The organism is Mycobacterium sp. 852013-51886_SCH5428379 (genome assembly GCF_001665575.1).
Classification (GTDB): Bacteria; Actinomycetota; Actinomycetes; order Mycobacteriales; family Mycobacteriaceae; genus Mycobacterium.
Map to the genome: position 1 here is coordinate 37269 of NZ_LZSU01000020.1, position 10802 is coordinate 48070.

The following is a 10802-nucleotide window of genomic DNA, read 5'->3' on the forward strand; positions in this document are numbered from 1 at the left end:
TCAGGATCCCGCCAGGCCGACGCCGACCAGCACCACTCCCACCACCGCCAGCAGCACCGCGATGTCGCGGCGGGTCCGCGACCGGATCCACGTGTTGAGCGACGTCATCGCCGCGCGCGAGCGTTCCGGTGCGACCAGGTGGACGAGCAGCGCGAACACCACGAGGGCGAGCGCGACCGCGTTGAAGAACAGCACGGCACCCACCATCGTGCGCGGCGAAGACCCCGACGCCAGGATCATCGCCAGCACCGCCAGATAGTCGAGCGACGGCAGCGCCATCACCAGCCCGACCGCCCCTGCGGTCCACGGCGAGCTCCCGGTGGTGAGCCGGCGGGCACGCAGCAGCAGCGCCGCATGACGCGGCGGCCGGTCGGTCGGCACGGCCGGTTTCAGAACGGCGAGCACGACCGCGGCCAGCAGTGCGGCCACCCCGATCGCGATCTGCACCCGCGGCAGCGTCACGTGCGTCGCGGCGGGCATCGTCGGCCGCAGCAGGAACAGCACGCCCAGCCCCGCGCAGACCCCCATCGCGAACGCGCCCGCAACGAATGCCGCCAGTTGCAGCACCGGCCGAGGCCGGTTAAGCATCAACACGGTGAGTCCGAGACGGAAGGGCTCGAGGCTGACGACCAGTGCCATCATCAACAGCGTCAGCCACATCAGCGCACTGCCGCGGTCGGCCGGGCCATGGGCGACACGTTACCGCCCGGGCGAATTCCGTTCGGCTCACCGGGATCACTGACCTGTCAGCCTGCCCGGCCGTGTGTGAAGATCGAACGGCTATGAGTACAACAGACCTGAGCCCGGCGACGCTTCGCGAAGCGTTCGGTCACTTCCCGACGGGCGTCATCGCCATCGCGGCCGAGGTCGACGGCGTCCGCGTCGGGCTGGCCGCCAGCACCTTCGTCCCGGTGTCGCTCGATCCGCCGCTGGTGTCGTTCTGCGTACAGAACAGCTCCAGCACCTGGCCCAAGCTCAAGGATCTGCCGCGCCTGGGCATCAGCGTGCTCGGCGAGTCACACGACGCCGCGGCGCGCACGCTGGCCGCCAAGGCAGGGGACCGCTTCGCAGGTCTGGAGACCGAGTCGACCGACCACGGCGCCGTCTTCATCCACGGGACCAGCGTGTGGTTGGACAGCTCGATCCACCAGCTCGTCGAAGCGGGCGATCACACCATCGTCATCCTGCGGGTGGAGGACATCGTGATGTATCCGGATGTCGCACCGATCGTGTTCCACCGCAGCGCCTTCCGCCGCCTCGGCGGCTGACGCTACGGCCGGGCGGCCAACTCCTCGCGGTAGTGCTGCACGCGCCGGTCGAGCTCCGCGGCGTCGGCGGTGCGGCCCTCGCGGCGAGCCAGGTTCGCACGGATCGAGAGCTCGCGGATCGCGGTCCGAATGTCGTTGACGCTGTGTGTATTCAGATTCTTGGTAGCCGCCATGGGAAGCGCCTTTCTCACTGACCAGCGGCGGTGGACAGCCGCTGGTCCCGAGGCTACCCCGTCAGCTCCTGCGGAACAGCTTGTTGCCGAGCCACACCACCGGGTCGTACTTACGGTCCGCCGCGCGCTCCTTCATCGGGATGAGCGCATTGTCGGTGATCTTGATGTGCTCCGGGCAGACCTCGGTGCAGCACTTGGTGATGTTGCAGTAGCCGAGGCCGTTCTCCTCCTGCGCCTGTTCGGCGCGGCGCCCGTGCACGTCGAGCGGGTGCATGTCGAGTTCGGCCTGGCGCATGAGGAAACGGGGACCGGAGAACGCCTTCTTGTTCTCCTCGTGGTCACGCACGACGTGGCAGACGTTCTGGCACAGGAAGCACTCGATGCACTTGCGGAACTCCTGGCTGCGGTTCACGTCCTCCTGCATCATCCGGTACTCACCGGGCTGCAGATCCTTGGGCGGCGTGAACGCCGGGATCTCCCTGGCCTTCTCGTAGTTGAAGCTGACGTCGGTGACCAGGTCGCGGATCACCGGGAACGTGCGCAGCGGGGTGACGGTGACGGTCTCGTCCTCACCGAAGGTCGACATCCTGGTCATACAGGCCAGGCGCGGCCGGCCGTTGATCTCCACCGAGCACGATCCGCACTTGCCGGCCTTGCAGTTCCAGCGCACCGCCAGATCACCGGTCTGGGTCTGCTGTAGACGGTGGATGATGTCGAGGACGACCTCACCCTCGTTGACCTCGACGGTGTACTCCTGCAGCGCGCCACCGTCGATGTCGCCGCGCCAGACCCGCATGGTCGCGTTGTAGGTGCCCATCACTTGCTCCGTTCGGGATGCTCGGCGATCTCGGGATCGGTGTAGTACTTCTCCAGCTCGGAGAGCTCGAAACAGCCGAGCAGATCCGCGCGCATCTTCGGTTGGGGTTCCTTGGCGACGGTGACGTCCGGGACGACGGGATCGTCACCCTCGACGCGGCACACCAGCAGCGTGTTGCGCCATTCCGCGTCCATCGCCGGATAGTCGTCGCGGGTGTGCCCGCCCCGGCTCTCGGTGCGGGTCAGCGCGGCCTTGGCGACGCATTCGCTGACCAGGATCATGTTGCGCAGATCGATCGCGAGGTGCCAGCCCGGGTTGAAGTGGCGGTCGCCTTCGACCTTCATCTTCTTGAACCGCTCGCGCAGCTCGTCGAGTTTGGACAGCGCCTCGTTGATCTCGTCTTCCTTGCGGATGATGCCGACCAGCTCGTTCATGGTGTCCTGCAGATCGAGCTGCACGGTGTACGGGTTCTCCGGCTGGCCGTCGGATGGACCCTCGAACGGGTGCAGAGCCATCTTCACCGCGACGTCGAGTGCCTCCTGGGAGATGGTCGGCCGGTCCGAGAGTGACCGCACGTAATCCGACGCACCGAGCCCGGCGCGCCGGCCGAACACCAGCAGGTCCGACAGCGAGTTGCCGCCCAGGCGGTTGGAACCGTGCATCCCACCCGCGCACTCACCGGCGGCGAACAGCCCCGGCGTCGCGGCCGCGGCGGTGTCCGGATCGACCTCGATACCACCCATGACGTAGTGGCAGGTCGGGCCGACCTCCATCTCGTCGGTGGTGATGTCGACCTCGGCGAGCTCCATGAACTGGTGGTACATCGACGGCAGCCGGCGCTTGATCTCCTCGGTGGAGATACGCGAGGCGATGTCGAGGTAGACGCCGCCGTGCGGGGTGCCGCGGCCTTCCTTGACCTCGGTGTTGATGGCGCGGGCCACCTCGTCGCGGGGCAGCAGGTCAGGGGTGCGGCGCGCAGAGTCGTTGTCCTTGAGCCACTGGTCCGCCTCTTCCTCGGTCTCGGCGTACTGGCCTTTGAACACGTCCGGGATGTAGTCGAACATGAACCGCTTGCCCTCGGAGTTCTTCAGCACCCCGCCGTCGCCGCGGACGCCCTCGGTGACGAGGATGCCCTTCACGCTGGGCGGCCAGACCATGCCGGTCGGGTGGAACTGGATGAACTCCATGTTGATCAGCGTCGATCCGGCGCGCAGCGCGAGCGCATGCCCGTCGCCGGTGTACTCCCACGAGTTCGACGACACCTTGAACGATTTGCCGATACCGCCGGTGGCCAGTACGACCGCGGGCGCCTCGAACAGGATGAACTTGCCGCTCTCGCGCCAGTAGGCCAGCGCGCCGGCGATCCGATCGCCGTCCTTGATGAGGTCGGTGACAGTGCACTCGTGGAAGACCCGGATCCGTGCGTCGTAGTCGCCGAGTTCGGCCTTGTCCTCCTGTTGCAGCGAGACGATCTTCTGCTGCAGGGTGCGGATGATCTCCAGGCCGGTGCGGTCGCCGACGTGGGCCAGCCGCGCGTAGGTGTGGCCGCCGAAGTTGCGCTGGCTGATGCGGCCGTCCTTGGTGCGGTCGAACAGCGCGCCGTAGGTCTCGAGCTCCCACACGCGGTCCGGTGCCTCCTGCGCGTGCAGTTCGGCCATCCGCCAGTTGTTGAGGAACTTGCCGCCGCGCATGGTGTCGGCGAAGTGGACCTGCCAGCTGTCCTTGGGGTTGGCGTTCTTCATCGCCGCCGCGCAGCCGCCCTCGGCCATCACGGTGTGCGCCTTGCCGAACAGCGACTTGCACACGACCGCGACCCGCAGGCCCCGCTCACGGGCTTCGATCACCGCGCGCAACCCGGCTCCGCCGGCACCGATGACGATGACGTCGTACTGGTGTCGTTCGAGTTCGGACGAGTCGGGCTCAGCCATGTACGTGGGACCTCACTTGCCTGTTCATATCGTGTGTTGTGCGGGGCTGAATCGGGCTGTCAGCCAGCCTGATTCAGCCAATGAATCTCAGGTCGGAAATGGCGCCGCTGGCCACCAGCATGATGTAGAAGTCGGTGAGCATCAGCGTGCCGAGGGTGATCCAGGCGTACAGCTTGTGCCGGGTGTTGATCACGCTGACCTTGGTCCACATCCAGTAGCGGACAGGGTGTTTCGAGAAGTTCTTCAGCCGTCCACCCACCACGTGCCTGCAGGAGTGGCAGGACAGCGTGTAAACCCACAGCATCGCCACGTTGACGACCAGGATCACGTTGCCCAGGCCGAACCCGAAACCGCTGGGGGAGTGGAAGGCGATGATCGCGTCGTAGGTGTTGATGATCGAGATCGCCGCGGCGATGTAGAAGAAGTACCGGTGCAGGTTCTGCATCACCAGCGGGAAGCGGGTCTCGCCGGTGTACTTGGCGTGCGGTTCGGCGACCGCGCAGGCGGTGGGCGCCTGCCACACCGACCGGTAGTAGGCGCCGCGGTAGTAGTAGCAGGTCAACCGGAACAGCAGCAGGAACGGCAGCGACAGCGCTGCGTACGGCAGCCACCACACGTCGGGCAGGAACTGGCCGAAGTGGCTGGATTCCGGGACGCACCCGGACTGTTCTGCCTCGTTCCACTTGGCCAGGCAGGGCGAGTAGAACGGCGTCAGATAGTGGTAGTCGGCGACGTAGTACCACTTCTGCATGAACGCCCGCACGGTCGCGTAGATGACGAACGCGGCGAAACCGAGGTCGACGATCAGCGGTGACTGCCACCAGCGGTCGGTGCGCAGCGTGCGCTGCGAAATCTGAGCACGTGTCGGTGAGAAGACGCCGTTGCCTTCCCGGTCGGCGGTGGGTGCGCTCACAGTGGCCTTTCGCAGATCAGTCGGCGGGCAGTCCGGCAGGTACCCGCGGGGGATGGTTCGAAGCGTCGCGGGGGCTGCCCGCGGACACACTCAGCGGGTGCCGCCGAGCCCCTCGTCGTCGACGCCGCGCCAGAACTCGGAGTCGTACTCGGTGTCGGGGATCGCGATCTTCTCGCCGACATGGTGATGACGGCTCAGCCCGCGGCCGAGCTCGAGCTCCTCGGCGTCGATGTCGAGTCGATCTATGTCATTGAGGATGCGTTCGGCATCATTGACGATGCGGCGCGTCGCCGGCGAGTCCCCGTAGCGGGACGCCAACGATGTGACGCAACGCCGCAGGTCGCCGATGAGCTCGTGCAGTTCCGCGAATTCGGTGGTGCTTGACAAACCGACCTCCTTGGGCTGAAGGGTGTCTCGGATCACAGTACGCACTTGATGCTAGCCACATCACACAGTTCACAGTGAGACAGATCACGTCTCCACCCGGAAGGACGATGCGGTGCCCGACTCACAACTCGCTCAGCGAGCAACCACCCTGCTCGAACTCCACCGACCCGGAAATCCCGTGGTCCTGCCCACCGTGTGGGACGCCTGGTCGGCCCGGCTCGCGGTCGACGCGGGCTTCGCCGCGCTCACCGTCGGCAGCCATCCGGTCGCCGATTCGATCGGGCGCGCCGACAACGAGGGCATGACGTTCGACGAGCTCCTGACCCGCGTCGCCCAGATCACCGAGGCGGTCGACGTGCCGGTCTCCGTCGACATCGAATCCGGTTACGGGGAGTCGCCGCAGCGGCTCATCGAGGGCCTGCTCGAGGTCGGCGCCGTCGGCCTGAACATCGAGGACACCGTGCACAGCGAGGGCGGCCGCATCCGCGAGTCGGCCGAACACGCCGAGCTCGTCGGCGGTCTGCGCGCCGCGGCGGACTCCGCCGGTGTGCACGTCGTGGTCAACGCCCGCACCGACCTGTTCCTGCGCCAACACGGCGATGAGTCCGACCGGGTCGACCGGGCGATCGCCCGGCTGAAGGAGGCCGCCGCCGCGGGGGCCGACGTGCTCTATCCGGTCGGTCGCCACGACGACGACACGCTGCGCCGGCTGACCTCGGAGCTGCCGCTGCCGGTCAACGCGATCGGGATCCCCGATCAGGACGATCCGGAGTCGTTCGGCCCGCTGGGGGTCGCGCGCATCAGTTTCGGCCCGTTCCTGCAGGCCGCGCTGGCGACCCGGGCCAAAGAGATCCTCGGCCGCTGGGGCTGACCCCTATTCGCCCAAATGAACGTTTGGGCGAGAAAGTGCGAGAGGATCCGGGCATTTCGTCGATCTCGGCGACCGGGCCCGGCCCTCGGTGGTGTCGATGAACTGCGAGAGCAGGTCCACGACGACGTCGGGCCGCTCCACGTGCGGGAAGTGCCCGACGCCGCCGAGCACCTCCAGCCGGCAGGACGGCAGGGCCTGCTGCACGGCATAGGCGTGCTCGACGGGAATGATGCGGTCCTGGTCGCCCCAGATGACCATGGTGGGCAGTTCGGCGCTGAGATGCAGCCTGTTCAGGGCGCTGACAGCCTGGCCGCGGTAGTCGACCACCGAACGCAGGGTGCGTAGGAACGCCTGGCGGGTCTGGGCGTCGGCCAGCGACGTGTAGGCACTCCACATCTCGGCTGCCCGCGGCGACCGTACGTCCCGGGCGGCGAACCAGGCACGCAGTTTGTTCCCGACGGTCACCACACCCGGCGGCGCGATGAGCGGCAGCAGGAACTCCGCGCCCGGTGCCGACAGCACGCGCAGGGTCCATCCCACGTCGGGGCCGAGTCCGCCGCTGTTGAGCAGCACCAGGCGTCGGCAGTACTCGGGGTGCTGGTACATGAACTGCATCGCGACCCCGCCGCCGAGGGACTGTCCGATGACCGTCGCGCTCGCGACGCCGAGTTCGTCGAGCAGGTCACGCAGCAGCACCGCGAAGGCACCGAGGGAGTAATCGCTCCTCGGTTTGGCCGACTGGCCGTGGCCCAGCAGGTCGGGTGCGATCACGCGGTACGTCTTCGACAGCGCGGGCAGCACCTCGCGCCAGGTTTCGGAGCTGCCGGCCATCCCGTGGATCAGGAGTAGCGCTTCCGTGCCGGTGCCGAGATCCTGGTAGGCGACCCGTTCGCCGTGAAGTTCCAGGAATTTCATCTCGCTCATATGCGGCGCGTACACCGAAGTCGGGTTCCCGAAACCTCGCCGCGGGCCTCGACCGGCTCACATTCGCCGCGCGACCCAGGTGAGCACACCGTGATGGGGGTTTCACACGAGGCGACATCGTCGCAATATCGGCTCCCTACCTTGATCCGCATGTCGTCAACGAAGAACGTCGTCGTGGTCGGGCACGGCATGGTCGGGCACCGGTTCGTCGAGGCGCTGCGTGCGCGCGACGACGCCGGGGTCTGGCGCATCACCGTGCTCGCCGAGGAGTCCGACGCCGCCTACGACCGGGTGGGCCTGACCGGCTACACCGAGCACTGGGACCGCACGCTGATCGCCTTGGCCGGTAACGACTACCGCGGCGACGACCTGGTGGAGCTGCGGCTGAACCAGCGGGTCACCGCTGTCGACCGCGCTGCGCGCACGGTGACCACTGCGGACGGGACCGCGTTCGGCTACGACGCGCTGGTGTTGGCCACCGGTTCCTACGCCTTCGTGCCGCCGGTGCCGGGACGGGACCTGCCGCAGTGCCACGTGTACCGCACCCTCGACGACCTGGATGCCATTCGTGCCGGCGCACAGGCGGCGATCACGACGAAGACGCCGGTCGGTGTGGTGATCGGCGGGGGTCTGCTCGGTCTCGAAGCCGCGAATGCGTTGCGCGCCTTCGGTCTGGACACCCATATCCTGGAGATGTCACCCCATCTGATGGCTGCTCAACTCGACGAAGCCGGCGGCGCCGTGTTGAACCGCATGGTCAGGGGTCTGGGTATCAATGTGCACACGGGGGTCAGCACCGAGAGCATCAAACCCGCCCAGAGGAACCAGCCGCTGCGCAGGTCTCGCGCCAACGATGCGGTGCGGGTGACGCTGAACGACGGAACCAGCATCGACGCCGGGGTCGTCGTCTTCGCCGCCGGGGTGCGGCCGCGCGACGAACTGGCCCGCGAGGCGGGTCTGGATGTCGCCCAGCGGGGCGGCGTGCTGACCGATCTGAGCTGTGTGACAAGCGATCCCAGCATCTACGCGGTCGGCGAGGTCGCGGCGATCGAAGGCCGCTGCTACGGCCTGGTCGGTCCGGGGTACACCAGCGCCGAGGTGGTCGCCGACCGGTTGCTCGGCGGCTCGGCTGAGTTCCCCGAGGCCGACATGTCCACCAAGCTCAAACTGCTGGGCGTGGACGTTGCCAGTTTCGGTGACGCCAAGGGACATACGCCCAACAGCCTCGAAGTCGTGGTCAACGATCCGGTCAAGCAGACCTACGCCAAGCTGGTCCTCTCGGATGACGCCAAGACGCTGCTCGGCGGAATCCTGGTCGGCGATGCCTCGGCCTACGGTGTGCTGCGTCCGATGGTGGCCAGCGAGCTGCCCGGTGACCCGCTGTCGCTCATCGCCCCGGCACCCGAGGGAAGCGGGGCCAGTGCGCTGGGTGTCGGTGCGCTGCCGGACATCGCGCAGATCTGCTCGTGCAACAACGTCACCAAGGGGGATCTCAAGGAAGCCATCTGCGGCGGCTGCACGGACGTGCCGGGTCTGAAGAAGTGCACGCTGGCCGGTACGTCGTGTGGATCGTGTGTGCCGCTGCTCAAGCAGCTGCTGGAATCCGAGGGCGTCGAACAGTCGAAGTCGTTGTGCGAGCACTTCTCTCAGTCGCGCGCCGAGTTGTTCGAGATCGTCTCCGCCACCGAGATCCGGACGTTCTCCGGGCTGCTGGAGCGATTCGGCAAGGGCCGCGGATGTGACATCTGCAAACCTGTCGTCGCGTCGATCCTGGCTTCGACGAGTTCGGACCACATTCTCGACGGCGAGCAGGCTGCGCTGCAGGACAGCAACGATCACTTCCTGGCCAACATCCAGCGCAACGGCAGCTATTCGGTCGTGCCACGGGTGCCGGGCGGCGACATCAAACCCGAGCACCTCATCCTGATCGGCGAGATCGCCAAGGACTTCGGGCTGTACACGAAGATCACCGGCGGTCAGCGCATCGACATGTTCGGCGCCACCGTCGATCAGCTGCCCGAGATCTGGCGCAGACTGGTCGAGGGCGGTATGGAATCCGGTCAGGCATACGGCAAATCGCTGCGCACGGTCAAGAGTTGCGTCGGCAGCGACTGGTGCCGTTACGGTCAGCAGGATTCGGTGCAGATGGCGATCAACCTGGAACTGCGGTACCGCGGATTGCGCGCCCCGCACAAGGTCAAGATGGGGGTGTCCGGGTGTGCGCGTGAATGCGCGGAGGCCCGCAGCAAGGACGTCGGCGTGATCGCCACCGAGACCGGCTGGAATCTCTACGTCGCCGGCAACGGCGGAATGACCCCGAAGCACGCGCAGCTGCTGGCGGGCGATCTCGACGACGAGACGCTGATCCGCTACATCGATCGGTTCCTGATGTTCTACATCCGCACCGCCGATCGATTGCAGCGCACCGCGCCGTGGCTGGAGGCGCTGCAGGGCGGCCTGGACCATCTGCGTGAGGTCGTCTGCGGCGACTCCCTCGGCCTGGCAGGCGAATTCGAGGCGGCGATGGAGCGGCACGTCGAGGGCTACGCGTGCGAGTGGAAGGGGGTGCTGCAGGATCCCGACAAGCTGTCGCGCTTCGTGTCGTTCGTCAACGCCCCTGATGTGCCCGATCCGACCGTCACCTTCACCGAGAACGCCGGGCGGAAGGTCCCGACGCCGATCGGTATGCCCACCGTGCGACCCCTCCAGGAGACGTCATGACCCTTGTCGACAGCCGCACCGAGGATGCGTCCGTGCAGTCTTCGTCCCAGGTTTCGGGGTGGACGCGCGCGTGCCGGTACGACTTCCTGATCCCCGGCCGGGGGGTGGGCGTGCTGCTTCCCGATGGTGCGCAGGCCGCGCTGTTCCGCCTCGACGACGGATCGCTGTGTGCGATCGGCAATATCGATCCCTTCTCCGGTGCAGCGGTGATGTCGCGGGGTATCACCGGTGACCGGGGCGGGCGGGCGACCGTACAGTCGCCGATCAAGAAGCAGGCCTTCGCCTTCGACGACGGCAGCTGCCTCGACGATCCGGCGGTGTCGCTGCCGGTTTACCGCACCCGCATCGTCGACGGCTACGCGGAGATCGCGCCTGGCTACGCGGCGGCCGGTGGTGGTTTTGGCTCGTAGGGGGTGTACCACCACCAGTCGGCGCGTTCCCCGGTCGGTCCGGGGCAGGGTTTGACCTCCGGTGGGGGCTTGGTGGGTGGCCGGGTGAGGGCGCGGTTGGTCATGGGTTTTCCGGTGGCGTCGGTGATGGCGAGGCGGTGGGCGGGTCCGGTGAGGGTGATGTCGCCGCGGTGATGGGCGCGGTGGTGGAACGGGCAGAGCAGGGCCAGGTTCCTCAGTTCGGTGGGTCCGCCGTCTTCCCAGTGCTGCAGGTGGTGGGCGTGTAGGCCGCGGGTGGCCCCGCAGCCGGGCACGACACAGGACTGGTCGCGGTGTTCCAGGGCGCGGCGTAGGCGGCGGTTGATGGTGCGGGTGGAGCGGGCCGCACCGATGGGTTGGCCGTGGCGCTGC

At 67.3% G+C, this 10802-nt stretch carries 12 protein-coding genes; 4 read left to right on the forward strand and 8 right to left on the reverse strand.

Annotated elements, in window-relative coordinates; translation table 11 throughout:
• Positions 1 to 660 (reverse strand): GAP family protein, encoded by a 660-nt coding sequence (locus A5757_RS09530; protein ID WP_066832409.1) that lies wholly within the window; start codon positions 658 to 660, stop codon positions 1 to 3.
• A gap of 122 nt (positions 661 to 782) precedes the next feature.
• Here A5757_RS09530 and A5757_RS09535 point away from each other — a divergent pair, with 122 nt between their 5' ends.
• Positions 783 to 1268, forward strand: a complete 486-nt coding sequence (locus A5757_RS09535) for a flavin reductase family protein (protein WP_066832411.1) — start codon at positions 783 to 785, stop codon at positions 1266 to 1268.
• A gap of 2 nt (positions 1269 to 1270) precedes the next feature.
• Here A5757_RS09535 and A5757_RS23410 read toward each other — a convergent pair whose 3' ends face one another.
• The 5 genes from A5757_RS23410 to A5757_RS09555 all read right to left on the reverse strand — a co-directional run bounded on the left by A5757_RS23410 (position 1271) and on the right by A5757_RS09555 (position 5486).
• Positions 1271 to 1441, reverse strand: coding sequence for a hypothetical protein (locus A5757_RS23410; RefSeq protein ID WP_197497304.1), 171 nt, complete (start codon positions 1439 to 1441; stop codon positions 1271 to 1273).
• Between the two features lie 61 nt (positions 1442 to 1502).
• On the reverse strand, positions 1503 to 2258 hold the full coding sequence (locus A5757_RS09540) for a succinate dehydrogenase/fumarate reductase iron-sulfur subunit (RefSeq protein ID WP_066832446.1): 756 nt from the start codon (positions 2256 to 2258) through the stop codon (positions 1503 to 1505).
• A complete protein-coding gene (locus tag A5757_RS09545; protein ID WP_066832414.1) occupies positions 2258 to 4186 on the reverse strand; it encodes a fumarate reductase/succinate dehydrogenase flavoprotein subunit in 1929 nt (642 codons plus the stop codon). The genes A5757_RS09540 and A5757_RS09545 overlap by 1 nt, the downstream gene beginning before the upstream one ends.
• Positions 4187 to 4259: 73 nt before the next feature.
• Positions 4260 to 5099 (reverse strand): hypothetical protein, encoded by an 840-nt coding sequence (locus A5757_RS09550; protein ID WP_066832416.1) that lies wholly within the window; start codon positions 5097 to 5099, stop codon positions 4260 to 4262.
• A 90-nt stretch (positions 5100 to 5189) separates the two neighbouring features.
• Entirely contained in the window at positions 5190 to 5486 is a 297-nt protein-coding gene (locus A5757_RS09555; protein WP_066832449.1) for a hypothetical protein, read from the reverse strand.
• A gap of 112 nt (positions 5487 to 5598) precedes the next feature.
• On the opposite strand from A5757_RS09555, the gene A5757_RS09560 reads away from it, so the two are divergent.
• Positions 5599 to 6357 (forward strand): isocitrate lyase/phosphoenolpyruvate mutase family protein, encoded by a 759-nt coding sequence (locus tag A5757_RS09560; RefSeq protein ID WP_066832418.1) that lies wholly within the window; start codon positions 5599 to 5601, stop codon positions 6355 to 6357.
• A 3-nt stretch (positions 6358 to 6360) separates the two neighbouring features.
• Here the strand turns inward: A5757_RS09560 and A5757_RS09565 are convergent, their stop codons facing one another.
• Entirely contained in the window at positions 6361 to 7281 is a 921-nt protein-coding gene (locus A5757_RS09565) for an alpha/beta fold hydrolase (protein WP_082929385.1), read from the reverse strand.
• A gap of 150 nt (positions 7282 to 7431) precedes the next feature.
• Here A5757_RS09565 and nirB point away from each other — a divergent pair, with 150 nt between their 5' ends.
• Positions 7432 to 10002 (forward strand): nitrite reductase large subunit NirB, encoded by a 2571-nt coding sequence (nirB, locus tag A5757_RS09570; protein WP_066832420.1) that lies wholly within the window; start codon positions 7432 to 7434, stop codon positions 10000 to 10002.
• A complete protein-coding gene (locus tag A5757_RS09575; protein ID WP_066832423.1) occupies positions 9999 to 10412 on the forward strand; it encodes a nitrite reductase (NAD(P)H) small subunit in 414 nt (137 codons plus the stop codon). Before nirB ends, A5757_RS09575 begins: the two co-directional genes overlap by 4 nt.
• Here A5757_RS09575 and A5757_RS09580 read toward each other — a convergent pair.
• Positions 10379 to 10802: HNH endonuclease signature motif containing protein (locus A5757_RS09580; RefSeq protein WP_082929386.1), on the reverse strand; the 424-nt coding region annotated here is incomplete at its 5' end. The genes A5757_RS09575 and A5757_RS09580 overlap by 34 nt on opposite strands.